This window comes from Nautilia abyssi, from assembly GCF_055388085.1.
Window position 1 is genome coordinate 1,238,914 of the sequence record NZ_AP042376.1, and the last position, 26,015, is coordinate 1,264,928.

At 34.2% G+C, this 26,015-nt stretch carries 28 protein-coding genes; 12 read left to right on the forward strand and 16 right to left on the reverse strand.

Annotated features, from left to right (window positions below; all coding sequences use genetic code 11):
* Positions 1–28 precede the first annotated feature (28 nt).
* The 6 genes from miaB to ACZ5EP_RS06405 are packed head-to-tail and all read left to right on the forward strand — an operon-like array spanning position 29 to position 4,437.
* Positions 29–1,261 carry a tRNA (N6-isopentenyl adenosine(37)-C2)-methylthiotransferase MiaB gene (gene miaB / locus ACZ5EP_RS06380; protein ID WP_464509638.1) on the forward strand — a complete coding sequence of 411 codons (1,233 nt, stop codon included), beginning with the start codon at positions 29–31 and terminating at the stop codon, positions 1,259–1,261.
* A gap of 41 nt (positions 1,262–1,302) precedes the next feature.
* Positions 1,303–1,713: a hypothetical protein gene (locus tag ACZ5EP_RS06385; RefSeq protein WP_464508435.1), complete on the forward strand. Its 411-nt coding sequence runs from the start codon at positions 1,303–1,305 to the stop codon at positions 1,711–1,713.
* Positions 1,685–2,494, forward strand: a complete 810-nt coding sequence (locus ACZ5EP_RS06390) for a tyrosine-type recombinase/integrase (RefSeq protein ID WP_464508436.1) — start codon at positions 1,685–1,687, stop codon at positions 2,492–2,494. The genes ACZ5EP_RS06385 and ACZ5EP_RS06390 overlap by 29 nt, the downstream gene beginning before the upstream one ends.
* Complete coding sequence (locus tag ACZ5EP_RS06395; protein WP_127679367.1) at positions 2,485–3,354, forward strand: hypothetical protein; 870 nt, start codon at positions 2,485–2,487, stop codon at positions 3,352–3,354. The genes ACZ5EP_RS06390 and ACZ5EP_RS06395 overlap by 10 nt, the downstream gene beginning before the upstream one ends.
* Positions 3,347–3,853, forward strand: a complete 507-nt coding sequence (locus tag ACZ5EP_RS06400) for a hypothetical protein (protein ID WP_127679366.1) — start codon at positions 3,347–3,349, stop codon at positions 3,851–3,853. Before ACZ5EP_RS06395 ends, ACZ5EP_RS06400 begins: the two co-directional genes overlap by 8 nt.
* Complete coding sequence (locus ACZ5EP_RS06405) at positions 3,850–4,437, forward strand: hypothetical protein (RefSeq protein WP_464508437.1); 588 nt, start codon at positions 3,850–3,852, stop codon at positions 4,435–4,437. The genes ACZ5EP_RS06400 and ACZ5EP_RS06405 overlap by 4 nt, the downstream gene beginning before the upstream one ends.
* On the opposite strand, the gene ACZ5EP_RS06410 is transcribed toward ACZ5EP_RS06405, so the two are convergent.
* Complete coding sequence (locus ACZ5EP_RS06410; RefSeq protein WP_464508438.1) at positions 4,386–5,498, reverse strand: BaiN/RdsA family NAD(P)/FAD-dependent oxidoreductase; 1,113 nt, start codon at positions 5,496–5,498, stop codon at positions 4,386–4,388. The genes ACZ5EP_RS06405 and ACZ5EP_RS06410 overlap by 52 nt on opposite strands.
* A 47-nt stretch (positions 5,499–5,545) precedes the next feature.
* Here ACZ5EP_RS06410 and ACZ5EP_RS06415 point away from each other — a divergent pair, with 47 nt between their 5' ends.
* Both ACZ5EP_RS06415 and ACZ5EP_RS06420 read left to right on the forward strand, forming a co-directional pair.
* Complete coding sequence (locus ACZ5EP_RS06415; RefSeq protein WP_464508439.1) at positions 5,546–5,911, forward strand: YbgC/FadM family acyl-CoA thioesterase; 366 nt, start codon at positions 5,546–5,548, stop codon at positions 5,909–5,911.
* Entirely contained in the window at positions 5,898–6,224 is a 327-nt protein-coding gene (locus ACZ5EP_RS06420) for a YraN family protein (RefSeq protein WP_464508440.1), read from the forward strand. Before ACZ5EP_RS06415 ends, ACZ5EP_RS06420 begins: the two co-directional genes overlap by 14 nt.
* Before the next feature lie 118 nt (positions 6,225–6,342).
* Here ACZ5EP_RS06420 and ACZ5EP_RS06425 read toward each other — a convergent pair whose 3' ends face one another.
* The 6 genes from ACZ5EP_RS06425 to pyrG all read right to left on the reverse strand — a co-directional run bounded on the left by ACZ5EP_RS06425 (position 6,343) and on the right by pyrG (position 13,852).
* A complete protein-coding gene (locus ACZ5EP_RS06425) occupies positions 6,343–8,466 on the reverse strand; it encodes an EAL domain-containing protein (protein WP_464508441.1) in 2,124 nt (707 codons plus the stop codon).
* Positions 8,463–9,383: a cytochrome-c peroxidase gene (locus ACZ5EP_RS06430; RefSeq protein WP_464508442.1), complete on the reverse strand. Its 921-nt coding sequence runs from the start codon at positions 9,381–9,383 to the stop codon at positions 8,463–8,465. Before ACZ5EP_RS06430 ends, ACZ5EP_RS06425 begins: the two co-directional genes overlap by 4 nt.
* A 46-nt stretch (positions 9,384–9,429) precedes the next feature.
* Positions 9,430–10,143 (reverse strand): tRNA (5-methylaminomethyl-2-thiouridine)(34)-methyltransferase MnmD, encoded by a 714-nt coding sequence (locus ACZ5EP_RS06435; RefSeq protein ID WP_464508443.1) that lies wholly within the window; start codon positions 10,141–10,143, stop codon positions 9,430–9,432.
* A 62-nt stretch (positions 10,144–10,205) separates the two neighbouring features.
* Positions 10,206–10,667, reverse strand: coding sequence for a Crp/Fnr family transcriptional regulator (locus ACZ5EP_RS06440; protein WP_127679358.1), 462 nt, complete (start codon positions 10,665–10,667; stop codon positions 10,206–10,208).
* The gene (recJ, locus tag ACZ5EP_RS06445; RefSeq protein WP_464508444.1) at positions 10,664–12,211 is read right to left on the reverse strand and encodes a single-stranded-DNA-specific exonuclease RecJ; all 1,548 of its coding nucleotides are present in this window, start codon (positions 12,209–12,211) and stop codon (positions 10,664–10,666) included. Before recJ ends, ACZ5EP_RS06440 begins: the two co-directional genes overlap by 4 nt.
* A 3-nt stretch (positions 12,212–12,214) precedes the next feature.
* Positions 12,215–13,852, reverse strand: a complete 1,638-nt coding sequence (pyrG, locus tag ACZ5EP_RS06450) for a glutamine hydrolyzing CTP synthase (protein ID WP_464508445.1) — start codon at positions 13,850–13,852, stop codon at positions 12,215–12,217.
* A 159-nt stretch (positions 13,853–14,011) separates the two neighbouring features.
* On the opposite strand from pyrG, the gene rpsU reads away from it, so the two are divergent.
* A complete protein-coding gene (gene rpsU, locus ACZ5EP_RS06455; protein WP_012663671.1) occupies positions 14,012–14,224 on the forward strand; it encodes a 30S ribosomal protein S21 in 213 nt (70 codons plus the stop codon).
* Positions 14,225–14,318: 94 nt separating this feature from the next.
* Here the strand turns inward: rpsU and tsaD are convergent, their stop codons facing one another.
* Positions 14,319–15,302 carry a tRNA (adenosine(37)-N6)-threonylcarbamoyltransferase complex transferase subunit TsaD gene (tsaD, locus tag ACZ5EP_RS06460; RefSeq protein ID WP_464508446.1) on the reverse strand — a complete coding sequence of 328 codons (984 nt, stop codon included), beginning with the start codon at positions 15,300–15,302 and terminating at the stop codon, positions 14,319–14,321.
* A gap of 101 nt (positions 15,303–15,403) precedes the next feature.
* Between tsaD and ACZ5EP_RS06465 the strand changes: the two genes are divergently transcribed.
* Both ACZ5EP_RS06465 and ACZ5EP_RS06470 read left to right on the forward strand, forming a co-directional pair.
* Complete coding sequence (locus ACZ5EP_RS06465) at positions 15,404–16,069, forward strand: response regulator transcription factor (RefSeq protein WP_464508447.1); 666 nt, start codon at positions 15,404–15,406, stop codon at positions 16,067–16,069.
* Entirely contained in the window at positions 16,062–17,225 is a 1,164-nt protein-coding gene (locus ACZ5EP_RS06470) for a sensor histidine kinase (RefSeq protein WP_464508448.1), read from the forward strand. The genes ACZ5EP_RS06465 and ACZ5EP_RS06470 overlap by 8 nt, the downstream gene beginning before the upstream one ends.
* Here the strand turns inward: ACZ5EP_RS06470 and ACZ5EP_RS06475 are convergent.
* The 3 genes from ACZ5EP_RS06475 to ACZ5EP_RS06485 are packed head-to-tail and all read right to left on the reverse strand — an operon-like array spanning position 17,213 to position 19,615.
* Positions 17,213–17,566 carry a diacylglycerol kinase gene (locus ACZ5EP_RS06475; protein ID WP_464508449.1) on the reverse strand — a complete coding sequence of 118 codons (354 nt, stop codon included), beginning with the start codon at positions 17,564–17,566 and terminating at the stop codon, positions 17,213–17,215. The genes ACZ5EP_RS06470 and ACZ5EP_RS06475 overlap by 13 nt on opposite strands.
* Positions 17,563–19,173, reverse strand: coding sequence for a phosphoethanolamine transferase (locus ACZ5EP_RS06480; protein WP_464508450.1), 1,611 nt, complete (start codon positions 19,171–19,173; stop codon positions 17,563–17,565). The genes ACZ5EP_RS06475 and ACZ5EP_RS06480 overlap by 4 nt, the downstream gene beginning before the upstream one ends.
* Complete coding sequence (locus ACZ5EP_RS06485) at positions 19,163–19,615, reverse strand: tetratricopeptide repeat protein (RefSeq protein ID WP_464508451.1); 453 nt, start codon at positions 19,613–19,615, stop codon at positions 19,163–19,165. The genes ACZ5EP_RS06480 and ACZ5EP_RS06485 overlap by 11 nt, the downstream gene beginning before the upstream one ends.
* 143 nt (positions 19,616–19,758) lie before the next feature.
* On the opposite strand from ACZ5EP_RS06485, the gene ACZ5EP_RS06490 reads away from it, so the two are divergent.
* Positions 19,759–20,691, forward strand: a complete 933-nt coding sequence (locus tag ACZ5EP_RS06490) for a magnesium transporter CorA family protein (RefSeq protein ID WP_464508452.1) — start codon at positions 19,759–19,761, stop codon at positions 20,689–20,691.
* Here ACZ5EP_RS06490 and ACZ5EP_RS06495 read toward each other — a convergent pair.
* From ACZ5EP_RS06495 to ACZ5EP_RS06515, 5 genes are read right to left on the reverse strand one after another with little or no spacing between them, the layout of a single operon-like run.
* Complete coding sequence (locus tag ACZ5EP_RS06495; RefSeq protein WP_464508453.1) at positions 20,688–21,593, reverse strand: CheB methylesterase domain-containing protein; 906 nt, start codon at positions 21,591–21,593, stop codon at positions 20,688–20,690. The genes ACZ5EP_RS06490 and ACZ5EP_RS06495 overlap by 4 nt on opposite strands.
* A complete protein-coding gene (locus ACZ5EP_RS06500; protein ID WP_464508454.1) occupies positions 21,565–22,398 on the reverse strand; it encodes a CheR family methyltransferase in 834 nt (277 codons plus the stop codon). The genes ACZ5EP_RS06495 and ACZ5EP_RS06500 overlap by 29 nt, the downstream gene beginning before the upstream one ends.
* Positions 22,385–22,909: a hypothetical protein gene (locus ACZ5EP_RS06505; protein WP_464508455.1), complete on the reverse strand. Its 525-nt coding sequence runs from the start codon at positions 22,907–22,909 to the stop codon at positions 22,385–22,387. The genes ACZ5EP_RS06500 and ACZ5EP_RS06505 overlap by 14 nt, the downstream gene beginning before the upstream one ends.
* Positions 22,909–24,132, reverse strand: coding sequence for a chemotaxis protein CheW (locus ACZ5EP_RS06510; RefSeq protein ID WP_464508456.1), 1,224 nt, complete (start codon positions 24,130–24,132; stop codon positions 22,909–22,911). Before ACZ5EP_RS06510 ends, ACZ5EP_RS06505 begins: the two co-directional genes overlap by 1 nt.
* On the reverse strand, positions 24,129–25,997 hold the full coding sequence (locus tag ACZ5EP_RS06515; protein ID WP_464508457.1) for a methyl-accepting chemotaxis protein: 1,869 nt from the start codon (positions 25,995–25,997) through the stop codon (positions 24,129–24,131). Before ACZ5EP_RS06515 ends, ACZ5EP_RS06510 begins: the two co-directional genes overlap by 4 nt.
* Between the last annotated feature and the right edge of the window lie 18 nt (positions 25,998–26,015).

Genomic DNA, 26,015 nt, shown 5'->3' on the forward strand with positions numbered 1-26,015 from the left:
ACTCTACATAGAAACGTTCGGATGTCAGATGAACGTCAAAGACTCCGAACATATCATCGCCGAACTTTCCGACGAATACACAACTACACAAAATCCGGAAGAAGCGGAACTCATACTACTTAACACCTGTTCGGTAAGAGAAAAACCCGTTCAAAAACTTTTCTCCGAACTCGGTGCGCTTAAAAAGAAAAATCCTGACGCAAAATTCGGCGTGTGCGGATGTACCGCCAGCCATATGGGAAAAGAAATTATAAAAAGAGCGCCTTTTGTCAGTTTTGTTTTGGGAGCCAGAAACGTCAGCCGCATAAAAGAAGCCTTAAACACACCTAAAGCTGTAATAACCGACATAAATTACGACGATACGACATATATTTTCAAAAACACAAGAAAAAATCCATATAAAGATTTTGTAAACATAATGGTCGGATGCGATAAAAAATGCTCATTCTGCATAGTTCCGAAAACTAGAGGCAAAGAGCTTTCAATTCCAATGGATCTGATATTAAAACAGGTTGAAAAATTAGCAAACGAAGGCGTAAAAGAAATCACGCTTCTAGGACAAAACGTAAACAATTACGGCAAAAGATTCAGTGTCGATCATCCTAAAATAGATTTTACCGACCTTTTAAGGGAAGTAAGTAAAATCGGAGGAATCGAAAGAATCAGATTCACATCCCCTCACCCTCTTCACGCCGACGACAGATTTCTTGACGAATTCGCAAACAACCCTAAAATATGCAAACATATACATTTCCCTCTTCAAAGCGGCAGCAGTGAAATTCTTAAAGCCATGAGAAGAGGATATACAAAAGAATGGTTTTTAAACAGATGTGAAATAATACGCCAGATTCCGGATGTCAGTATTACTACAGACATAATCGTAGGCTTTCCGGGTGAGAGCGAAAAAGACTTCGAAGAAACCATGGACGTTCTTGAAAAAGTAAGATTTGAGCAGATTTTCAGTTTCGTATATTCCCCCCGTCCTTTAACGGAAGCCGCTCAAATGTCAAACCAGGTGGATAAACAGACGGCAAAAGAAAGACTCTACAGACTGCAGCAAAGACACGGGGAAATACTTGACGAAATAGCAAAAAACCAGATAGGCAAAATCTACAAAGTGCTGATTGACGAACCCGGAAGCGGCAAAAGCGACAATTTTTTCACCGTCAAAATACCTGAAACGGATAAATACTTAGGTGAAATTGTCGATGTTAAAATAACCGAGGCAAACAAACACACATTAAAAGGGGAGGTAATATAAAAAAGTTACTTTTATTTCTTGGTATAATTATTATCGGATTTGTGCTTTATTTTACCCTTAATAAATCATACCGCCTCTCTCTGGAGGCTAGATATTATTTTGAAAACGGTGAATACGACAAGGCTTTTGTAAAAGCGAAAGAGGCTTATATCCTCGACCCTTACAACAGAATGGCCTTTACCGTATACACCCAGTCTAAAATAGCCAAAGAGTGGGTAAATTTTCTTGAAGATTCAAACAAATATTTCAAGGAAATAGAAGCAATAGCAAACAAACCGAAAATAACGGACAAAGAACGTCAAAAAGTAAAAATTATGCTTGAAATATTACTTGACGAATATAAAAACCTTAAACCTTCTCTTTTGATAGGTGAGGAACTTAAGTTAAAAGCCAAACAACAATACGAAAAGGCAAAAGAGATATATGAAAAAGTTTTTGCAAAAAGAGATTAACAAATATCTTAGCTTTGTTAAAAAAACAAAATCAATAAACACATATAAAACATATGAAACTATCCTCAATGAAGCAATAGAGCATATTGAAATAGAAAACAGCATAATAGACATCACTCCTTACAGACTGCATATAGCAAACCTGAACAAAAAAACCATAGCTAAAAAAGTTTCAGCCCTCAGAAGCTTTTTTGAATTTTTGGAAACTGAAGGGCATAAATTCAAAATTGTTGGAGACGAACACGTAAAAGTCCCTAAAACACTTCCGAAACCGGTAAGCATGGAACATATAAAAAAAGCGCTTAAATCAGCGACAATGGATGAATACCTTGCCATAATGGTCATATTCTCCCTGGGACTCAGAATCAGCGAAGCGGCAGGTATAAAACTAAACGACATAAAAGGCGAATGGATAGAAATTACGGGTAAAGGCTCCAAAACGAGAATACTTCCACTTCATCCCAAACTTAAAGAATTTATAGAAAAATATCTGCAGACAAACCCTAAAAAAGAATATCTTTTTGAAAAAAACGGCACTCCTTTAGGAAGTGACAAAATAAGGTATCTTATTCAAAAAGCATTCAAAAAACACGGTATACACGTCACACCTCACCAGTTAAGACACTCGTTTGCCACTTATATGCTTCAAAATGGTGCCAGAATTAACGACGTAAGCGAGCTTTTAGGGCATGAGTTTATATCAACCACGCAAATATACACCAAACTCAGCGACACTTTAAAATTAAAAAATTATCTCAAGGCTCATCCGCTATGTTCTTGAAAAAATTACTGTTCAAACCAAACCTTATAGCGTTTTATAAAGATGAGAATATTTATAAAGTTTTAAATGAAAGATATAAAAAGGAAAAATTAATATTTTCCGAAACAAAAGAATTCGAAAATAAAAAAGAACTTAAACAATACATCGACGAAGTTATAGACGACAACCCTCAGACATACGTATCCACTTTCGTAGCTACGCAAAACCAGGGAACGGTTCCTTCATGCGACAAGCACAAATATAAAGAACTAGGTATTGAACTTGAAAACATAAAATCCATATGTATAAACAAAAAATACTCTTTTTACATTACTCTTTACGAACTGATGGAAGAAAAAAAAGAGTATCCTTTTATAGACTTTTTATATTCCGCGTTTGCCCTGATAGACGTCAAATCTTCTTTGAGACATAACGCTCTTTATATTCTTTCAACGCAGGAATATTCTTATATTTTAATCTATAAAGACCACATCCCGGTATTTTCCGATATATTAGAAACGGCTGATGAGGAAATAAATCCGGAAAACGAAGACATTGAAGACATTTCTGATATGGATATAGTAGAAGATTTTGACGAAACGTTAGACGAAAACATAGAAAACGTCGAAGACATGGAAGAAGAGACGGAAAACATAGAAACACTAAACATCGAATATAAAATAAAAGAGCATATTAAAACTGCCCTTAAAGAATATTATGAAAACGGCGGAGATTTTATTGAAAAAATTTATATTTTTGATACCATAGGCATAGAAGAAAACATTACCGAAATAATAAACGACGAAATCTTTATTCAAAGCAGCCTTGAAAAACTGGATATATTAAAAACATTAAATGAGATAAGTAGGAAAAATGTATAGTTTTATAACGCCTAAACCAAAGCCTCTGATAAAAGAAGATACTAAACTATGGCTTATTTTTATAGGTATTTCAATTATATTATATACACTTTTTGCCCTGTTTTTGGAAATTAAAACCATCCTTTACAATAAAGAGACAGAGTCTTTTAACAAAGAGATTATCTCTTTAAAACAGAAAATAGCAGATATATCTGTAGAAAAGCAGTTTATATACAAACAGAAAACTTTATATGAAGACATTATGGTTAAAAACTCTTTAATGAAAGACAGTATCAAAAATCTGCTGGACCTTATACCTGACCCTATTACCTTAAACAGTATCTATTTTGATAAAAACAAACTGATTATATACGGTATCACGCCTACGAAAGATATTTACAATATGCTTATGCTGCCTCCTCTGGAATCGATTTTTACCGAAACCAAAACATATTTTTACCAGATGAGCAACGGATGGTATAAATTTAAATCTGAAAATTATCTGAAAGAAGAACAATGAAAATGCCTAAATTTTCTTTTAAACTGCCAAAAGTAAAAGTTTACGGCATAGATGTTATTAAAAACTTCCTATTTTTTACGCTTTTTATAGTTTTAACTCTGCTTTTTATAGCTTTTATAATTTCACCTGCGATTCATTCTTTTAAAAAATCTCAAACCGAATATTACCAGACAAAATATACATTGGATATGACCACAAACGAATATAAAGAAAGACTGACCGAACTTAAAAAACTGAAAAACGCCAACAGAAAAATTTTAAACGCCCTGAGGAGAAATTTTGATATAAACAATTTCAAAATGTTTGCTTCAAAATATATGAGTATTTCATCAATTAAGGAAATAAACTCAACCGTATATAAAAAAGATTTTATAAAAACAACCTATATCATGAAAGCAAAAATAAAATCGCCTAAAAACTTTTACGATTTAATAGACGCCCTTAAAAATTATAAAGCGGTGCTTAGAATATATTTTCCTATAGATTTTATAAAAAATAAAGAAAACATTGATTTGACCCTGAAACTCGAACATTACAGACTTAAAGACATTGAAGCGCAAAACGCGCTTGAAAAAGCCCACTGAAAATTATATCCTCCCAGCTCTCCAGTAACATCGATTACTTCTCCTATAAAATACAGACCAGGCACTTTTTTTGATTCCATAAATTCATTAAGTTCATCCGTAGCAACACCGCCTTTAGTCACTTCCGCCCTTTCAAATCCAAACGTGCCGGCAGGAGCAAACTCATAGTTTTCAAGAATTTTAAGTTTTTCCATTTCTTCTTTTTTCAGCTGTTTTACAGGTCTGTCCTTAATATCTACATGCTCTAAAAACTCTTTAACAAACGCTTTTGGCAAAGGCAGCTGTGTGATTATCTGACGGTTAGGGTTTTTCAGCAGGTTTTCAATTTTTCTTCCGGCTAAAAAATCTATATTTATTTTGCCCTTCTCCCAATACAAAGATGCATTCAGTATAGCGGGACCGGTAATTCCTCTGTGGGAAAACAGAATGTTTTGGCGGAATTTTTTAGAAGACACTTTAACATCAGCCAAAAAAGACACTCCGCTTAACTTTTTAAACCATGCTTGTGAGGGCTGAACGGTAAAACCTACAAGCGCAGGTCTTAAAGGATTTATTTTGATTCCGAATATTTCAGCTATTTCATAACCTTTCAGACTTGCCCCGAGTTTTTTAAAACTTGCCCCTCCAAGAGCTACAACAACATTTTTTGCTTTAAATACGCCTTTGTCAGTAACAACTTCAAAACCTTTTTTTACTTCTAAAATTTCCGCATTGTATACAACTTTGCATTTAGGCCGCAAAACTTTTAAGAAAACCTCGGAAGAATCAAAAAAATACTGATTTTTCTTTAATTCCTTAACTTTCAGTTTTTTCTTTTTAATCCATTCCAGCAATGTTCTGTTATCTGCTTTTTCCAAAGCCTTCTTAACAAATTCACTTTTAGGATAATAATTTTCCGCACTTACTTTCTTATTGGTAATATTGCATTTTCCGCCGCCGCTTATTTTAATTTTAGCACCGTACGTCTTGTTGTGTTCTATAATAAGTGTTTTTTTATTTTTCAGCATATCCGCAAGAAACAGTCCCGAAGCTCCCGCTCCTAAAATAATGACATCGTACAAATAAAACCTTTTTGATAGAATTATATCATTCAAATAAAAGGATTAATATGCAGATTAGAGTTTATTACGATTCCACCGATGCAGGAGGAATAGTTTATCATACCGAATATATAAAATTCTGTGAAAGGGCACGAAGCGAAATATTTTTTGAAAAAGGAATATTTTTTGAAAACGAAGGCTATGTGGTAAGCGGGCTGAAAGCAAAATATATCTCTTCCGCTAAACTTGGAGATCTGTTAACGGTTAAAACAAAAATATTAAACCGGACAAAAGTAAAAGTTCAGATTATGCAGGAAATCTATAAAGAAGAGAAAAAAATTTTTGTTTTGGAATTAAGCGTAGTGTATATCAAAAACGGAAAAATTGCCAAAATACCCGACACTCATATAAAGATACTCGATGAATACTCGTAAAAAAGGAAATATTGCGGAAGACAGAGCGTGCTCATATTTAAAAGAACAAGGTTATAGAATAATCGAAAGAAATTTTTATACAAAATTTGGTGAAATAGACATAATCGCATATAAAGACGGAGTTTTTCATTTTATTGAAGTAAAAAGCGGTAAAACATTCGAACCTATTTTTAACATAACACCCGCTAAATTAAAAAGAATTATAAATTCCGCACAATATTATATTAAGATAAATGGTATCGATTCCGCCTTTTGTATCGACGCTGTGGTCGTTAAAGGCGGAATCGAACATTTCGTCAATATCTCTTTTTAGTAAATCTAAAAAGGAGAAAGGATGAAAAAGGGGGGGGATTAGAATTATAGAACACAAACATTAAATTATTGTTAAATTTGTAAGATTTATGTCAAATTTTACATAAAACTTGTAAAAATTATGTAAAACAATACGGTTTAGGCTTATAAAAATAGTATCCCTGACAGTAATTTATATGTAGTTTTTTTACTAAATTGTAAATTTCTTCGTTTTCTACAAATTCCGCTATCGTTTTAATACCTGTTTCTTTCGCAAAATCGTTTATTACTTTTACTATTTTATAAGCATTCGGATTAACGGCCAGCTGTTTTATTAAAGAACCGTCTATTTTTATATAATCAACGTTTAAATTAATTAAATGCTCAAAATTTGAATAACCGCTTCCGAAATCGTCAATTGCTATTTTAGACCCGTAATATTTCACCCTTTGAAGAAATTTTTCTATTTCCTGGTAATCTTTAATCGCTTCACTTTCCAGTATTTCAAAAGTAGCCCTTTTTGCAAGAGATCTGTTTTTCAGATAAAGATAATACATATGTCTTACTATACTGGTATCTAATATATCTTCAATAGAAATGTTAATACTGAAATCAATTTCTTCTTTTTTAATAACCCTTTCATATGTTTTTTTCATTATTATTTTTGTAATATCGCCGTAAAGCTTATTGTCTTTGGCAATCTGAAGATAAGGATATATGGACTGAGGCTCGCCGTTTATTATTATTCTTGCAAGTACTTCGTATTTAGTTATCTCTTTGGTATAAGTATCCACTATAGGCTGAAAAAACGGTTCAATTCTGTTTTCTTTAATAGCCTGATATAATATTTTGCTTTTTTCAATATTCTGCTGTATCTCTTTTTTGGCATTCATGTTTTCCGAATAAAACATTATTTTTTTTCTTAAAGATTTTTTTATGTATTTAAGAGCGATATCCGCATTTTCAAGAAGAGGCTCCACTGTACTTATACCTATACTTACGGAAATGTTAAGTTTAATATTTTCTATTTCCAATTCGTTGCTGTCAAAATATTTGACTATTTTTCTCGCCAGGGTTTTTATATTAGGATAATATTCATAATCGTACAAAATACCGAAATCGTCGGCTCCAAGTCTGTAAAGCTGGGCATTCAGATTTTCCGGAAGTATGTTTTGTATGACAACGGCCACTTTTTTTAACAGCTCGTCTCCCACCTTTGAACCGTAATAGTCGTTTATATGTTTAAACCTGTCAATGTTTACGAGTATTAATACCGGGTTTTTTAATTTTTTTACGTCACTGTCAAATTTGTTTCTGTTGTAAAGACCTGTAAGCTTATCGGTTATATAAGATATGTTAAGTCTTCTGTTTAAAACTTCAAGTTTTTCATAGTCCATATGGAGTTTTGACATTAAAAACACAACGGTAAATACCGCTATCAATACAAAAGCAATAAGAAGCATAGAAACTATCTTAATAATAACTATTTTATTGTTTACCCTCTCAAGATGCTCTTCGTGTATCTGCTCCAAAAGTTTGGCCGCCCTGTTATCCGTAATAGATTTTAATACATCCGTATATCTGTTGAAATAATCTACGAACACTCTTAAATTAGCCACCAGAACTTTATTAAACTGCCTGAAATGGGGATTTTTAGTTTTGTAATTTCTAAAAAAATCAAAATCGAGATTTTTAATAAAATCCTTATCAAGACTGCTTCTCGCCAAAAATACGGAAGAAACCACGCTTATCATTTTCTGAGCGTAAAGGTTATTGCTTTTAAAAGCATTTTGCAAACGCTGGTATTTCATTCTTTCTCTGCTTATTTTTGGAAGTCTGTCCAACAGATCGGCAAGATACATTATAGAATTTTTAATAGGAGAATTCAGTGTCTCGAATTCATATACTTTTTCTATTTTTTTATCAATAAGTTTTTTATATTTCAACATCTGCCGATAAAGATATGGGTATTGGTGTTTGAAATATTGATTGGATAAAAGCTTATTAATACACTCCTGAAGCTTATCCGTCGCTTTTATGATTTTATCGTTATTCGTATACATATAAATACTGGTAACAAGCACCTCGTAACGAAGCTGAAGTTCGGCGTTTTTAATATTGCTGAACTGTTTTTGTATTTTATTGTTTTCCAAAAAATAATACTGGGTATATCTGTCGAATTTATATAAAAGCCCTACTATAACAACGCCTATAAATATTATAATGTAAAGTTTTATTTTATAACTCAGACTGGCTTTTTTCATTTCTCTTCTCTCATAATTGCAGGAGTTTTGCCGGTAAGTGTTTTTAGAAAAATCACAATCTTTTCGGCATCGCTTTTGGAAAGTTTAAATCCCAGATTATGATATGCCATAATCTGTACCGCTTCATATAAGCTATATGTCCTTGCATCGTGAAAATAAGGTGCGGTTAATGCAATATTTCTCAAAGTAGGAACTTTATACACACATTTGTCCAAAGAATTATGGGTAACGGAATACCTGTCTTTTGTGCAGTCTTTTATAGGAAAAATAACACCCATTTTCTGAAAAGAGTTGCCGCCTATGTTAATCCCGTTATGACACGTGATACAGCCGTATTTTTTAAATAGAATGTAACCTTCTTCTTCTTTTTTGGTAAGTTTTGCTTTTCCTTTCAAATAAAGATCGAATTTACAATCCGGGGTAATTAAAGCTTTTTCAAATTCGGCTATGGCGTCGGCATACATTCCGAATGTTATTTTATCCGTATGATATGCTTTTTTAAACAGCTTTTTATAATATTCGGAAGAATTTAATATTTCAATAACGCCTTTTTTACTAATACCCATTTCGTGAGTGTTTTCAACAGGACCTTTTATCTGGTCCTTAAGATTTTTCGCCCTGCCGTTCCAAAACTGTCTGAAATTAAATCCTGAATTTAAAACGGTCGGAGACTGTATATCCCCTTTTCTTCCGTAAGATCCTATAGAAACCTTTCTTTTGTCCGCCCAGCCCTGAGCCGGATTGTGACAGCTTGCACAGCTTATTTTTTTATCAAGGGAAAATTCCGTATCAAAAAAAAGAAGTTTTCCGAGTTCCGCTTTTGCTTTATCGTATTTTACGGTTTCGGGGATGGTTTCTATTAAACCCTGCGCATATAAAAATATAAAATTTATTAATAAAAACAGTATAAAACGCATTTATTTTATCCTTTCCCTGTAATAACTAAATCCACCCCCTTTTTATTTAATAAGTTCTACATTCTACTCTTTTAAGTTTTTCCTCAAAGTTTACTTTAGGAAAATCAAGTTCTTTATATGACGCGATAGTGCCTTTTCTTATATTATTATAAGGATGAGTATAAATTTTCATACCCAGTTTATAAAAAGCGCATCTTACCGGCGTTGCAACGCTGTATGTGGTAATTATACCACTTTTGTTTAAAATATTCGAAATATCCCTGAAATATTCTATACTCCAAAGCTCCCCGTTTACTTTAGGAGAAAACGCATCCTGATAAACTATATGTATATTTTCAAGTTTTTTGATGTATTCTCTTGCGTCACCGGCAAACACTTCTATTTCAACATCGGAAGATTTATAATAAAAATTTTCACTGAGTTCATTGATTACACTCAATAAATTTTTAAATTCTTCCGGGTATTTGAAATCTTTTAAAGATTTGACAAGATCAGCATCGAGTTCGGGAGAAAAAATTTTCAGCTTAACGTTTTTGGGTTTGTGAAGCACAGCTGTGAGAGTATTGTATCCCAGACCGAAACAGATATCGAGTATTCTGATTTCAACTCCGTAATAATCAAAGCGCTCTGCCGCTTTAAATCCCGGAAGAACATGTTTGTAAAGACTTTCCGTATAAGCACCCTCGCTTGAATGGTAGCATTCGTTATATTTTTCGCTTTTTAACGTAATACTGCCGTCTTTAGTCAATACTTCTTTCAACTTTTATATTCCTTTCACCTTCATCCTTCCGCCTTATCCCTTCTACCTTTACACCTCATCTTTCAGTCATTTTCAACAACCTCAACAAAAGCGTTAAAAAGGGTTATTACATCACTGTCGGCCTTTCTTAAATGTTTGGAAATATCATAAGCTACAACCCATAAAAGTTTAATTGCGATTGTAGGCTTTTCATCCATCATATTTATAAAATCGTTATGTGTAATCTGAAGAATATCACAGTCCGTTTTTGCTTTAATGGTAGAAGTCACCAGCCCTCTGTCAATCAGATTAACCTCTCCGAAAAACTCATCGCCTCCGGCTTTAATATCAGTAATAATATAGTCGTCTTTATAAATAGTTTCTTTTATTACGGAAACTTCTCCGCTTTGCAGCAAAAAAGCACTGTCGGAATATTCGCCCTCTTTAACTATAAAATCACCCGCTTTTACCTTTTTTTGCTGAAAATAAGGAAGTATTTCTTCAACCTCGCTGTCGTTTAAAGCCTTAAAAATGGAATGTTTCATAATATCTCCTCTATCATTAGTTGCACGCTTCTTCCGTAATAGCTGTTTTCGTTTACGCTGAATTTAAACTTTATAAATTCGTCAAACTCTCCGTCATATCTGAAAATAACGGCAGGTAAAACAATATCGTCCTGAGAAAGAATAAGCTTAAAATGATTCTCTTTAAGGTTTTGAATATGTTCTATTTTAGCCGCCGCCGTAAATTTTGGTTTCGGATTTCCCTCTCCGTACGGTTCAAACGATTTAAGTATATCCAAAAGCTCTATATCTATTTCACTAAAAGGAAGTTCGCCCAAAACATAGTCTTCAATAAAAAAATCCTCATCTGAATATTTTACTATTTTTTCGTTTACAGCCTGTTTGAAAAGTGTGAAATTATCCTCTTTTAATGAAAGACCGCATGCCATTTTATGTCCGCCGAAACCTTCAAGAATTTCACTGCATTCATTTACAAGGGCAAAAATATCTATATTTCCGAGACTCCTGCCGCTTCCTTTAAGCATTCCGTCTTTTTTACTTAAAACAATTGCCGGTTTTTTATATTTATATACCAGTCTGCTGGCAATTATTCCCACCACTCCCTCGTGATAATCGCCCTTTACGACAATAAAACTTTCATTATCCACATCTATGGATTCGACTGCTTCTTTTTCCGTCTCTTTTCTTAAATTATTCAGTCCGTCCAGCTCCATAAGCAGGTCAAAAGCCCTGTTTTCATCTGTGCTTATTAAAAATTCATAAGCCGTATTTGCATGCGCCATTCTTCCCGCCGCATTTAATCTAGGAGCTATCTGAAAAGCAATATCCTCACTCGAAAAATCCTTGTTAAAAAATCGTTTTAAAGCTTTTGAAAAAGGTTTTAATGCGCCGTTTAGCCTTTTTAATCCCATATTCACCAGAGTTCTGTTCATATGTGTAAGAGGCATTACGTCCGCTATTATGGCAATACACAGAATATCGAGATATTCCCTCAAATCTATTTTGACTTTAAGCGAATTCTTAACAGCCGCACAAAGATACCATGCCACTTCCGCCCCGCATATTTCTTTGAAAGGAAAATCCGGAGAGGTTTTTGGGTTTACTACTGCATACGCATCGGGAAGTTTAAACTTAGAATCGCTTTTTTTCTCATTTATCAAAGGCGTATGGTGATCGGTTATAATTAAATCTATATCTCTTTCTTTACAGATTTCAGCAGCTTCAAAACTGGTAATTCCGTTATCGACGGTAATGATCAGATCCGCTTCAATTCTTTCAAGCAGTTTGGGAGTAAGTCCGTATCCGTCCTCAAACCTGTCGGGTATAACGATTTCGGCGCTATATTCTAAAAAATCAAAAAAAAGTTTCATAATTGCGCTGCTGCTGACTCCGTCTACGTCATAATCGCCCACTATGACAATTTTTTCATTGTTTTTTATAGCTTTGATTATTCTTTCGGCGGCTTTATCGATATCTGAAAGAAGTGAATAATGTGGAAGGTTTGAAGAGCTGAGCTCTTCGATTCGGTTTGAGAGTATCTGTTTTATTTTTTCTTTTGTGAGCATTAATCAGCAGCTTCTTTGACATTTATAGGCATTCTCTACAAATGACATAATAACCTTGTTAGGTGATTTTAGTTTATTGGTAAATTCAGGATGGAACTGAACGGCTACAAACCAAGGGTGTTCTTTAAGTTCAACCGCTTCTACCAGACCTTCAACGCTTTTACCGCTTACTATCATACCTTTTTCTTTAAGAGCGTCCTCATACGCACCGTTTACTTCGTATCTGTGTCTGTGTCTTTCGATTACTTTATCCGTTTTGTAAGCATCGTAAAGTTTAGTCCCCTCTTTTACAAAGCACTCATATCCTCCGAGTCTCATTGTCCCGCCAAGAGGAGATTTATGGGTTCTTAGCTGTTTTTGTCCGCTTGCATCGATAAATTCGTCTATCAGATAAACGACAGGTTCCGGAGTATCAGGATCAAACTCCTGAGAGTTTGCATATTCAAGTCCCAATACGTTTCTTGCGAATTCTATTACCGCAAGCTGCATTCCAAGACATATACCAAGGTAAGGGATTTTATTTTCACGTGCGTATTTTATGGCTTTGAGTTTTCCTTCTACTCCTCTTTCCCCAAAACCTCCTGCAACTAAAACGCCGCTTACTTCGTTAAACAGCTCATCCATTTTTTCATCGTCCATTTTTTCAAGGTTTTCACTGTCAACCCATTCTATATCCACTCTCATATCAAGATGGGCACCGCTGTGGATAAGCGCTTCGATTAATGATTTGTATGATTCTTTTAACTGAAGGTATTTCCCGACAAAAGCTATTTTTACGCTTTTTTGAGGTGAAATTATTTTTTTGACTATAAAGTTCCATTCGGTCATATCAGGATGAAGCTCCCCTAAATCAAGCTGTTTTGAAATAGGCGTCAATATATCCTGATTTAAAAAGTTCAAAGGCACCTGATAAACCGTCGGAGCGTCAACCGCTTCTATAACGGCGTCTCTTTCTATGTCACAGCTGTCGGCAAGTTTTTCTTTAAGGGCTTTAGGCAGGGGCTTTTCCGTTCTGCACACAAGCATATGAGGCGTGATACCTATACGTCTCAGCTCCTGAACGCTGTGCTGTGTAGGTTTTGTTTTAAGCTCTCCGGCGGCTTTTATATAAGGTATTAAAGTCACATGTACAAACATTGCGTTTGTTTTGCCGACTTCATGTTTAAGCTGTCTTACCGCTTCTAAAAACGGAAGACCTTCAATATCCCCTATCGTTCCCCCGAGTTCCACAACCACAATATCAACGTCTTTTGCGACTTCTTTTATTCTTCTTTTGATTTCGTCCGTAATATGAGGAATTATCTGTACCGTTTTCCCTAAATAATCCCCTCTTCTTTCTTTTTCGATTACGCTTAAATATATCTGTCCGGTTGTAAAATTGTTCTTTTTACCGAGATTCGTATTTAAAAATCTCTCATAATTTCCGATATCAAGATCCGTCTCAGCACCGTCTTCGGTTAAAAAAACCTCTCCGTGCTCAAAAGGACTCATTGTTCCCGGATCAACATTTATATAAGGGTCTATTTTTACCATAGATACTTTAAAACCGCTGTGCTGAAGCAGCGTGGCAATAGAAGCTGAAGTAATACCTTTCCCGAGTGAACTCAAAACTCCGCCGGTTACAAAAATATATTTGCTCATTTAGCACCTTTTTAATTGGAATTATAACATTTTACCCTTTTACAATCTATATTTTACTCTTTCCGTTTAAAAAGGAATTTTTAAAATTGTTATATTTTTTATTTTTTAAAAATTTTGGTAAAATTTCATTCACAAAAAAAACGAAAGGTGGTGAGAGCAGTGCCAGGAATCGTAGTACATCAAGGCGAAGATTTCGAATCTGCTTACAGAAAGTTCAAAAGACAGGTTGACAGAAACCTGATCGTAGTAGAACTTAGAAAAAGAAGATTCTACGAGCCGCCGAGCGAAAGACGTAAAAAAGAAAAAATCGCGACTCGTAAAAAAATCCTTAGAAAACTTTGGATGCTTAGAAGATACGAAAGCAGATTATAATTTCTGCTTTCCTTTTTTGCTTCATAATTCAGTGACAGACACTTTATCTAACAGCAAAACAGCCGGATTTGAAACTGTTTTGTATTTTAAACATTTATTCGCATTTTTCAAATTCAACTCTCGGAATTATCTTTATTTTTTTATAATCCGTAAACATTCCTTTGTTATACATCTCAACTGCAGCCCTTGCTATCATGGCCGCGTTGTCGGAAGTAAACTTCATTTCCGGATATAACAGTTTAAAACCGAATTTTTTTGACAGTTTTTCAAACTCTTCTCTTAATTTCAAATTGGCGCTGGCGCCCCCGACTATCGCAAAATTGGAAGGTCTGTATTTTTTAACGGCCCTTTTGCTCATAAAAACAAGATGTTCAATAGCTTTGGCCTGAAAAGAGGCCGCAATATCCTCAGGCTTATACCTGCCCGTTTCAATGGCAAGTCTTACGGCGTTTTTAATACCGGAATAACTAAACGCAATCTCGGGAGAGTTTTTAAGAGGCAGAGGAAGTCCTACCGTTTCAGCACCTTTTTCGGCAAGCTTTTCTATTACCGGCCCTCCGGGATAACCTAGTCCCAGCATTTTAGCGACTTTATCAAAACTCTCCCCGAAACTGTCATCCATCGTGCTGGCAATTTCGCATACGTCGTCAATCCCGTTAAAATTCAGTATTTTAGTATGTCCTCCACTGACAAGAAGCACCATCATGGGTTTTATTTCATCTTTTTCAATAAAAAGAGAATAGATATGGCCTATTAAATGGTTTACGCCTATCAAAGGTATATTTAAAGATATACTTAAAGCCTTTGCCATCATTACGCCTTCTTGAAGGGTAACGGAAAGACCTGGCGCATTAGTCACGGCAACGGCTTTTAGTTTCGGGAAAAACTCTTTTGTCTGGGAAAGTATTTCCGGAAGGGCTTTCGCGTGAAGCCTGCTGGCAAGCTCCGGCACCACTCCTCCGTATACCGAATGTTCGAGCTCCTGGGATATTTTTTTATGAAAAAGAAGTTTTTTCGTCTTTATTTCCATTACAGCCAAAGAGGTGTCGTCGCAGCTGCTCTCAATTGCCAAAATCATATATTTCCTTTAAATTTTACAAATATTAAATTTTTTAACCAAATTTTAACATTTTTGTATTAAACTTTGTATAATATTAGTATAGCAACAAAGGAGATCCCATGAAAATACTACTAATAGAAGATGACGAAAAAATAGTAAAATTCATTCAGGCCGGATTTAGAAAAGTCGGGTACAGAATAGATATAGCAACAGACGGTGAAGAAGGCCTTTATATGGCGCAAAACAACAATTATGACGTATTAATCGTAGACTGGATGCTTCCTAAAATCAGCGGAATAGAACTGCTTAAAGAGCTTAAAAAAGAAAAAAACACGCCGGCTCTTATTTTAACTGCAAAAAGGGATATCGAAGATAAAGTTGAAGGTTTAAGCGTGGCTGACGACTATCTTACAAAACCTTTCGAATTTGAAGAACTGATAGCAAGGGTAAAAGCGCTTTACAGAAGAAGCAACAACCTAAACGACAATATTATAAGAGTGGCGGATTTAGAATTAAATCCTGAAACAAAAGAAGTAAGAAGAGCCGGAAAGCTTATAGAGCTTACAGCAAAACAGTTCGAACTTTTAAAATATCTTATGATTAACAAAAACAAAATAGTAAATACGGATATGATCCACAGCAACCTGTGGGAAATGGACGATGAAATAAATTCAAACGTAATTAACGTGTATATTTCACATCTTAGAAAAAAAATAGACAAAGATTTCGACAAAAAACTTATTAAAACATACAGAGGCATGGGATTCAAACTAAGCGATGAATAATCTCAGAAACACTCTTTTTATACAGTTTGCGATTGTAGTTTTTTTAATAATCGCAATATTCGAAGGAGCTTTGATCTTCTTCCTTATCAGCTCTTTTAACATGCATCTAAAAGACAAACTCGTAATAATCGCCACAGAAATTTCAAACGAACAGTTCAATAAAACCACTCTTTTAAAAATACAGCATAAATACAAAGTTTATCCGCTTTTTATAAGAATAATCAATAAAACAAACCCTTTTATAATGCAAAAAGACAAAAAAAACATAGAAGGTTTTATAACCAAAAAAATTGACACGCCTACCGGTAAAGAAACACTTTTAATATACAACTACATAAAAAACGGCAAAATTATTCAGGTTTCCACCGTAATATCCGGAAACGACGACAAAATACAGATCGTAAAAACGATTTCACTCGCAGTATCGCTTTTTATTTATCTGATAGTGCTGCTTATCGGATATAAATTTATCGATAAAGTCGCAAACAACATAGAAGAATCTTTCAGAAGGCTTAAAATATTCAATTCGAACGTTTCGCATGAACTGAAAACGCCTCTGACGATAATGAAAGGCGAAATAGAAGTCGCCCTTATGAACAACGAATGCGACGAGGAGCTTTTAAAATCACTGCTTAACGAAATAAACTACATAAATGAAATTACCGACAAACTGCTGTTTTTAACTAAAAAAGACGCTCTAAACAAACAGAACTTCGAAAATATAGATTTAGAAGACATTATTCTTGAGCTTTTTGAAAAATACACCAAAAAAGTTTCTATTGACCTTAATATAAAAGAGGATGAAGAATACTATTTAAAAGGCGACAAAACGCTTCTAATGATAGCTATATCCAATCTGATAGAAAACTCCATTAAATACGGAGCCACTAAAATAGACATTACTCTGAAAAAAGAGAAAAATAAAATAATTCTTAAAATAAAAGACAACGGAATAGGAATACCTAAAGAAAAACTTCCGTTTATATTCGATGAATTCTACAGGGTTGACGAAAGCAGAAACAAAAAAGTAAAAGGTTTCGGACTCGGACTTTCAATCGTAAAATCCATTATCAACCTTCACAACGGAAAAATAAAATTAAACAGCGACGGAAAAAACGGAGTGGAAGCCACTATAGAGTTTTTCTACCAAAAATAGACAATTACGCAAATCCATACCAGTACACTGAAAAATATAGAAATCATCACAGCGGCTGCCGCCGCGTCTTTAGCGTATTTGGCAAGTTCATGATATTCGCTTGTAACCATGTCTACAACTCTTTCTATCGCGGAATTCAAAAGTTCCACTATCAAAGGGACAAGCATCCCCGTTATAAGTATTATTTTAGCCCATACGGGATACGGCAGAAAAACGGCTACAACAGATAAAACTGCAAAAAAAATTATTTCTAGTTTAAAAGAGGTTTCTTTTTTAAAAACCTCTGCAAACCCTTCCCTTGCGTATTTAAAATTTTTAAAAAAATTGTATTTAGGTTTCATTTTTTAATCCTGCATTTATAAAATATATCCATCTTAGGATTATACACTTTTGTTTTTACATCCAAAAGCCCCAAAAGGGTGCTGAATAGATTATCCTGGGTATATGCGTCTTTTGCTATCTTTTTAACACAGCTGACGTTTATATCGAAATTTTTACCGAACCAAGCCACACTTGCGGGATGCTTCTGAACGTCCGGCGCTATAAAATAAGGCATACCGTGCAGATATATTCCGTTTTCACCGAGACTTTCACCGTGATCGGACATATAATACATGGCAACCCTGTATTTGCCTTCGTTTTTCTTTAAGAATTTTATTACCTCATCCAAGAAATGATCCGTATATAAAATGGTATTGTCATATGCGTTTACGACTTCTTCTCTTTTACAGTCCTGAAGCTGGTTTGTTTTGCAAATAGGTTTAAATTTTTCAAAACTTTTCGGATATCTTTTATAATACGCCGGTCCGTGGGAGCCTTTTGTATGCAGCACTATAAATACCGGTTTTGAATTATTCAGATCGTTAATCCACTTCTGAAGTTTGTAAAGCAGCACGTCATCAACACAGTTTCCGTCTTTACAGTAAGGTTTTATATTCGCATTGTTGTAATCTTCATAATTTTTAATTCTGCTGGCCACTCCTTTGGAGCCGGAATCGTTATCCCTCCATAATACGTTCACGCCCGCCCTGTTTATGATGTCTATTACGGAATCCGTATGTTTGGCAAGCTTATCGGAATAATCGCTTCTGTTATACGGTGAAAACATACACGGCACACTAACCGCAGTTTCGGTACCGCACGAATGAACGTCTGGAAAATCTATAAGGTCTTTTATTTTTTCAAGGTTTGGATTCGTATCTCTTTTATATCCGTTTAATGAAAAATGGTCATACCTCGCCGCTTCTCCGAGTACGAATATAACAAGTTTCGGTTTGCCTTTTTCTTCTACTTTTGCATCCATACCTATATGTTTGAACTTCATCGGTTTTGTGAAATATTTCTCGTCAATGTATTTTCCTAGAGAATATATGTAAAAAGTAGGATTAGTATACATTCTCAGTGTTTTGTGGCTTCTGAAAAAAGACACCCAGTATTTTGAAAACATAAGATACAGCACCGGTACAAGCAGTATGTTAAAAGCGACAAGTTTAAGTCTTGAAATAATCTCTTTTTTAATTCCCCTGTTTTTTATTTTGACTTTATAAACAAAAAGCGAAGGAAGCACACCTAAAAACAAAATATATGCAAACAGTGTGAAATTAAGTAAATCCTTAACCTCATTCGTATCGGTTTCAAAAATATTTTGAATCATTTTATCGTTAATAATAGTGCCGTAAGCCTGCATGTAATATGCCGCCGCCGAAGAAACCAGAAACAGCACAATCAAAAAAGGTTTAATAATATAACGGTTTGAAATTAAAATCAATAAAGTTGAAATAACGACAAATAAAAGCCCTCCGAGCCCCAGCATAAACAAAACGTTATGAAAGGCCTCATACGACTTTTTAAAAAACACGAAATTCTCAAACAGAACAAAAAACAGCGAAGAGACAATAATCAGCTGTGTCTGTGTAAGCTCGATATTAAATTTGAATTTAAATTTCATTCAATACCTTTAATTTAGCTGTAATCTGAGAATCCTGCGGATGTTTTTTTAATAAAGAGGTTAAAATCTCTTTTGCTTTAAGCCTGTCGGATTTCATATACGAATTTGCAAGATATATATTTCCAAGATAATTGTTAGGTGAAATTTTAACAATCTTTTCCGCGGTTTTTCTCAAATTTAAAAAATCTTTTTTAAAATTATACACTCTTGCCATAATTAAAAGAGCTTCTTTTTTATTAGGGCACAATTCATATGCTTTTTTCGCCGTTTCAAGACTTTTTTCTATATTTTTATTCAAAGCGAATTTATTGGCCTGATTTATTAAATTTTTATATTCAGTTTTTTTATTATACTCGATTACTCTGTTTTCCGGTTTTATCTGATATGCAAAACTGATATTAAAAGATATAAACGTTATTACAAAAAAATATCTTAATTTCATTTTTTTCCTTTTTTGTGATTATATTTAAGAGCGGTTAAATATAAGTTAACTTTTTTTTGTATAATTACAAAACTATTTTCAGGTTGTAGAGGCGATGTAACAAAAATTATATCTCCTCTGCAACCTCCTAAAGGAGGTGCGCTATGTTTATCTTCACCGACAAACTCCAGCAGACTGAAAAAATAATTATCAACAACGACAGACAGATTATTTTTTCAACGGTAGATAACAAAGACATTATCAACTGGCTTAAAACCCATTCGTTTCCGGAAAGTTTTATAGAAGATATTCAGAGCGAAGACCAGTCTATTACATATGAAGAGGCAGACGAGTTTAAATTTCTTGTATTAAAATACATCAAATTCGACGAAGAGGAAAATCTCCTTTATGACGATTCAAACGTAGTATTTATTATTACCGAAAACAAACTTTTCATTTTAGCCGAAGAAAGAGACATTATAGTAGAACTGGCTAAAAAATTCGCCAAAAGAAGACATAAATTTAAAAACTTCGAATATCTTTTATACCAGATTGCCGATATTCTAGTTGACAATACAATTTTGATAATTGACGTAATAGACGAAGCCCTGGAAAACTTGGAAGATTCTATTTTCCACGAAAACATAGAAGAGGACGAACTGCAAAAAGACATCTACTATGCCAGACGTACTTTAAACAGAATCACCAAAGTCTCTATACACGAAAAAGACGTTTTAAACAGAATGTACCACAGATTCGATTCGAATATAAAAGAAGATCTGAAATACGAATTCATCGACTTAAACGAACACCTTAAATATCTGATCGACGAATCAAAAACCCTTCTTGACAGAACGGGTTATTTGCTAAACCTGCATATGGGTATTCTGTCTACTAAAATGAATAAAGCAATGCAGCGCTTAGCCGCAATTTCACTTATTTTCCTTCCTTTGACGTTCGTGGTTGGAAATTACGGAATGAACTTTGAATATATGCCGGAACTGCACTGGAAATACGGGTATCTGATGACGTGGATCGTAAATATCACAATAGCCGGAAGCATATACTGGTGGCTTAAAAAGAAAAAATGGATTTAATGTTCTCCAAATTTTAATATCTCTTTTACAATATCTGGAAAATCTAATATTTTACAGGCTCCGCCTCTTTCTTTTGCGGCTTTCGGCATTCCGTATACCGCCGCCGTTTTTTCCGATTCGGCTATAGTATAAGCTCCCGCTTTTTTTAAAGCGACTAGCCCGTCCGCACCGTCATCGCCTATGCCTGTCAGCACTACTGCCATTATATCTTTCGGATTCATTACTTCAAGAGCGGAAAAAAACATTTCATCTACACTTGGCACAAAAAATCTGTTTTTGGAATTAGGGGCATGTTTGCAGTAAACTATCCCGTCTTTATTTCTGAAATGCAAATGCCATCCTCCTTTGGCGATAATAAAATACCCTTTTACAACCGGCTGGGTATTATCCGATTCGACAACGTTTAATTTTGACACCGAATTCAACCTTGAAGCAAACTTAGACGTAAAATTAGCGGGCATATGCTGAACCACGCACACCGGATAAGGATAATCTTCAGGCAAAGACCTTGCTATTGTCTCAATAAGCCCGGGACCTCCCGTTGAAGAGCCTATAAGCACATATTTTTCAGCCCCTTTTATTATTTCAGGTATTTTTTTTCTTTTCTGTCTGATACCAAGTTTTTTTTCTATTAAATTTAAAAGATTCTGTTTAAACTCTTCTGATATAAAATCGGGTTTTTCAATACAGTCTTCGCATTCTCCGCCTATAAGCACAACTTTGTTTAAAAATTTTTTATATTCATCCCCGTAGTCTTTATCAAAAATAATTAAATCATATTTTTTTAAATCTATTTCTTTGTTTTTATTTGTATCAACCTCAAACCTGTTTTCCAAAAACTTTTTAAGAGTAAGCCTGAAAACGGCGGAAGGACTAACTATCAGCAGTTTTTTTGTAAACAAAACTGTCTCCTATCTTCATACTTTTAAACAAGACTATATCACTTGGCACTCTTTCCGCATGCCCTAAAAAAAGATATCCGTCATTTTTTAATATATTGTAAAATGTGGCCAAAACTTCTCTTTTTGATTTTTCATCAAAATATATAAGCATATTCCTGCTGAAAATCACATCAAACATTCCTAGTTTTTTCATTTGATATTTATCCATTATGTTAACTATTTTGAAATTAACCGCTTTTTTTAGAAAATCTTTCACCTTATAAAGATTTCCTGTTTTTACAAAATATTTTTCTATAAGTTCCGGAGGAAGTTTATGCACGCTTCTGGCTGAATATATTCCTGCTTTCGCTTTGGCTATCGCATCTGAATCGATATCAATACCTAAAAGCATAAAATCCCTTTTTTTAATAAGCTCTCCTTCTTCCATAAGCATAATCGCTATCGAATAAAGCTCCTCTCCGCTGGAAACGGGTGCGCATAATATATTGATTATCTCATTGGCCGGTCTTTTTATATGCAGCTCCGGCAAGACATGCTTTACCAACGTATCAAACTGATATTTTTCCCTAAAAAAATAAGTTTCGTTAACCATAAAAACATTAATCAGATCCTGCTTTAAAAAAGAGCTCTTTTTTAATACAAGGTCTTTATAAAACTCCTCGAAATCACTATAACTTTTCTCTTTTAAAAGTTTCAGCAGTTTTCTTTTATATATTGTCTGCATTTTCGAGTCGTCAACATATATACCTATTTCATTATTAAGATAATTTCTCAATTTTTTTAACTGATAATCACTTATTTCCAAGTTTTTCCTTTAATTTTTTGGCATATTCCTCATCATAAATTTCAAAAAACTCCACGGCTTTTTTTATAACCTCCTCATCCTGTTCACCGCTTAATTTTTCTTTTAAATATTTTACACAGCCGGGAAATTTTTTAAGAATTTCTACCGCTTCGGTTTTCAATCCCCTTTCATACATTTTTTTTGCGAATTCTTCATTGTTACAGCTTTTTATATAGTCTATAACTATTTTTTTTAAGATCCTGTCAGACCTTTTTACTATTTTTATCAATAAATCCAAATCCTCCTCTCTTTTAAGACAGGGAAGATTAAAAAAAAGATATGCCAAAATGTTCTTTTTGGTATCTATCTGCTTTAACACGTTTTTAAGCAGAAAATAATACTCTTTATGGTTTATCATATAATCGACAGCTTCGAAAGTATCTTTGTCGTCTTTAAAGTTTTCTATATAAATTCTTGCTTCGTCAAATTCTTTGAATCTGAATATTTTATCTTCTTCAAAACCCTTAAACATTAGAGATCCTTAGGCCAGCTTATATTAATAAGAGGGATCATTTCTTTGTCTTTAAGCACCATTCCTCCGATAATACCGTCATTGTCATCGCTTAAAAGAATGTTTTCTTTTTTTACGTAAATGATATCATCGATACCGTCTACCAAAATGGCTTTTAAATGCTTTTCGTCTTTTATAACTATAATTTTGGAATCGTCAGTTATTTCAGGTTTTTTATTTAAAACTTTTTCAAAACTTAATATAAAAGTTGCGCCTTCTTTTGTGGTAATTATACCTTTTACGTGAGGATTGTCATTTGCGAAATTAAGACTTGCCTCGTTATATTCGCTGATATCGGCAACACTGCTCATTCTTATCGCAAATCTTTCTCCACAGATATTAAGCAGTAAAACTTCAATTTTTTCATCAAATTTTTTGACTTTGTCTTTTTTAACAACCGCTCCAAATTTGTCAATCAGCTTTTTTAAATAATTTTTTGAAAAAATTTTAACTTCCTGAGATTTAAAAAGAAAATATTTTTCAAAAACATCACCACGGACCAGCGTGATTTCATCTTTATCTATCAAATGCACATCTATTATATTTCCAATGGGAAATGCAAGCACTTTTTCATCTTCAAGAATTAGAATGTTTCTTTTTTCACACTCTTTGTATATTTTTTCCCCTAAAACCAGTTTTACAAGCATACCGTTTACAACTACGCTATCGTTTTCATAGTCTTCGATTTTTTTAACTACCGAAGTATCAATCCCCAGTATTTCCCCGCCGCATTCATAAAGCAGAAAACTCTCTTTGTTGACATCTTTTTTTCGTTCTTTGTTTTCGGTTCTGTTTTTAAAAGTGGGAATATTATAATCGTCTAAAAATTCGAGATTTAAATTGCCTATAAGTTTTCCGTTTTCTTCAAACACTTCAACCAGAAAATTCTCTTTTTTATCCAATTCGTCTATTTTAATTATTTCATCAATCAATATTGCATATTCCCTGTTGTTAAAAACAATGGCTACAGCCGTATCTTCTTTTTTTCCGTCATCTATATGCCACGCTTTTTTCAGTGAAATCAATGGATATACGTAATTGTTGTAATTTACAATACCCTCCACAAAAGAAGGAAGAAAATCAAGCCGTATTATATTCTCAACTTCAAAAAAATGCTTAACCCTGCTCATTTCAATGGCAAAAAACTTATCGGCAACCCTAAACTCAAGTGCCGCTACTTTCATAACTCACTCTTTACCATATTTAATGAAATTTCTTTTAGTTTATTTATAATCGCGCTCATTTCTTTTGAAATATTTAAAATAATATTCGCTGCCTCTTTGGATTCGCTTGCGTTGTTTTTCGATATTTCCGCAGCTTCCACCGTCTGTTTGGCCGCAAGCTGAATCTGTTCGAGCGCAATGTTCATTTCATCTATCGAGGTTTTTAATTTTTCCGTTTTGTGCATAACGCCTTCTAGCATATTAAGACTGTTGTCGAATTCGTTTGTAGTTTCTTTAAGCTTATTGCTTTCATTTTCAAGAATTAAAAATATATTGTTTATTTCAACAAGTATTTTGTCGTTTTCCTCATTTACTTCATCAATAATATCTATTACTTTATCCAGATTTTCTTCCGAAGTATCTGCAAGATTTCTGATATCGTGGCTGACTTCGCTGAATCCTTCCCCGCCTTCGCCTATTCTTACAGCTTCCACGGCTCCGTTGATGGAAAGGGCGCCTATTTGTACAATTGAAAGCTCTATCTTTCTTATCGCATTGTTAAGTTTTCTGATTTTGGATTTGATCTCGTTAATTTTGGCTTTTTGCTCGTTTGACGATAATATGTTCTCGGCCGATTCATCCTTCATGCTGATCAAAGTTTTGGATATATCGTTAAATTTTTCTTTAATGCTCAAAAAGCCATTATAAATTTCTTCCATAAAGTCTTTGGCTTTAGCTATATAATTTACGCAGTTGCCTGCAATATCCTGTGCTTTATTGGCATCGTTTTTCGAAATTTCGGCGGCTTCCTCTATCTGGGAAAGAGCCTCGACTATCTCTCTCATTGAATCTTCAAGCTGTGCCACACTGTAGCTGAGTTCTTCGCTTGCAGTCGCCAGTTCATTTTGAAAATTGTCTTTTTTTAAAATTTCCTTTAAGATTTCAGCTGCTTTTTGAGACTCGTTAAAAGCATTTACCTGAGAAGCGATAGTGTTTGTAACTTCACTGACGGCGCTTGCGCTCTCTTCAGCCGCAGCGGCTATTGTTTCGCTTGCCTGATGAAGATCTTCTATTTCGTCGACGGTTAATTTAATATTTTCAATAAGTTTCTCGGCATCCGCCACTATTTTTTCAATAATATTTCCGATTTCCCTCATTTCCGCGGCAAGTTTTAAAGATTCTTGTGAAAATTTTTCTATATCTTCTTTAATCTTTCCCATATCGTTATTTGCATTATGTATTTTTTCCTGTATGTCGTTAACAAGAACACTGATTTTTTCGGCATATACATTTGATTTTTTTGCCATTGCCCTGATTTCGCTCGCCATTACGGTAAAACTTCTCCCGCTCTGTCCCGCGCGGGCAGCTTCAATCGCCGCATTTAATGCCAGAAGACCCGTTTTTTTGGATAATTTAGTTATAAGTTCTACCGCATCGTTTATCTGTTTACTGGCATCTAAAAGATTTTTGGCTTTTAACGAAATTTCTTCAGCTTTTTGAGAAGTGTTTTTTAAGCTTTCGCTGGCTTCTTCAAAAGAATCTATCGAACTGTTAAGCATATCTTTAAAATCCAGTATCGTTTCAACCGTATTTTGAACTTCAACCTCCAGGTATTTAGAATTTTGCTTAATCTCCGTAATAGCGCTTAACGTCTCCTCTGCGGCTCCGGCACTTTCCTCGGCAGCCGCCGCTATCTGTTCCATAGTGCCTTTCAGTTCTTCAATGGCAGCCAGACCTTCAGCGGTTTTTGTATGTAATTTTTCAGACAAATTTTCCAAATCGCTTTCCGTGATTTCAAACTCTTGATGAAAATTTTCGTTGTTGGATACTTCTTGCGGCAGTGTTTCGTTATTTATTTCTTTTTCCTCTAAAGAAACAAATCCCATTTACAGCTCCTTTGAGTA

Coding starts and splice junctions, on each gene's coding strand:
- miaB (WP_464509638.1), top strand. CDS start 29: ATGAACGTCAAAGACTCCGAACATATCATCGCCGAACTTTCCGACGAA.
- ACZ5EP_RS06390 (WP_464508436.1), top strand. CDS start 1,685: ATGAAAAAGTTTTTGCAAAAAGAGATTAACAAATATCTTAGCTTTGTT.
- ACZ5EP_RS06395 (WP_127679367.1), top strand. CDS start 2,485: ATGTTCTTGAAAAAATTACTGTTCAAACCAAACCTTATAGCGTTTTAT.
- ACZ5EP_RS06400 (WP_127679366.1), top strand. CDS start 3,347: ATGTATAGTTTTATAACGCCTAAACCAAAGCCTCTGATAAAAGAAGAT.
- ACZ5EP_RS06405 (WP_464508437.1), top strand. CDS start 3,850: ATGAAAATGCCTAAATTTTCTTTTAAACTGCCAAAAGTAAAAGTTTAC.
- ACZ5EP_RS06415 (WP_464508439.1), top strand. CDS start 5,546: ATGCAGATTAGAGTTTATTACGATTCCACCGATGCAGGAGGAATAGTT.
- ACZ5EP_RS06420 (WP_464508440.1), top strand. CDS start 5,898: ATGAATACTCGTAAAAAAGGAAATATTGCGGAAGACAGAGCGTGCTCA.
- ACZ5EP_RS06425 (WP_464508441.1), bottom strand. CDS start 8,466: ATGAAAAAAGCCAGTCTGAGTTATAAAATAAAACTTTACATTATAATA.
- ACZ5EP_RS06430 (WP_464508442.1), bottom strand. CDS start 9,383: ATGCGTTTTATACTGTTTTTATTAATAAATTTTATATTTTTATATGCG.
- ACZ5EP_RS06440 (WP_127679358.1), bottom strand. CDS start 10,667: ATGAAACATTCCATTTTTAAGGCTTTAAACGACAGCGAGGTTGAAGAA.
- recJ (WP_464508444.1), bottom strand. CDS start 12,211: ATGCTCACAAAAGAAAAAATAAAACAGATACTCTCAAACCGAATCGAA.
- pyrG (WP_464508445.1), bottom strand. CDS start 13,852: ATGAGCAAATATATTTTTGTAACCGGCGGAGTTTTGAGTTCACTCGGG.
- tsaD (WP_464508446.1), bottom strand. CDS start 15,302: ATGATTTTGGCAATTGAGAGCAGCTGCGACGACACCTCTTTGGCTGTA.
- ACZ5EP_RS06465 (WP_464508447.1), top strand. CDS start 15,404: ATGAAAATACTACTAATAGAAGATGACGAAAAAATAGTAAAATTCATT.
- ACZ5EP_RS06470 (WP_464508448.1), top strand. CDS start 16,062: ATGAATAATCTCAGAAACACTCTTTTTATACAGTTTGCGATTGTAGTT.
- ACZ5EP_RS06475 (WP_464508449.1), bottom strand. CDS start 17,566: ATGAAACCTAAATACAATTTTTTTAAAAATTTTAAATACGCAAGGGAA.
- ACZ5EP_RS06480 (WP_464508450.1), bottom strand. CDS start 19,173: ATGAAATTTAAATTCAAATTTAATATCGAGCTTACACAGACACAGCTG.
- ACZ5EP_RS06485 (WP_464508451.1), bottom strand. CDS start 19,615: ATGAAATTAAGATATTTTTTTGTAATAACGTTTATATCTTTTAATATC.
- ACZ5EP_RS06490 (WP_464508452.1), top strand. CDS start 19,759: ATGTTTATCTTCACCGACAAACTCCAGCAGACTGAAAAAATAATTATC.
- ACZ5EP_RS06505 (WP_464508455.1), bottom strand. CDS start 22,909: ATGTTTAAGGGTTTTGAAGAAGATAAAATATTCAGATTCAAAGAATTT.
- ACZ5EP_RS06510 (WP_464508456.1), bottom strand. CDS start 24,132: ATGAAAGTAGCGGCACTTGAGTTTAGGGTTGCCGATAAGTTTTTTGCC.
- ACZ5EP_RS06515 (WP_464508457.1), bottom strand. CDS start 25,997: ATGGGATTTGTTTCTTTAGAGGAAAAAGAAATAAATAACGAAACACTG.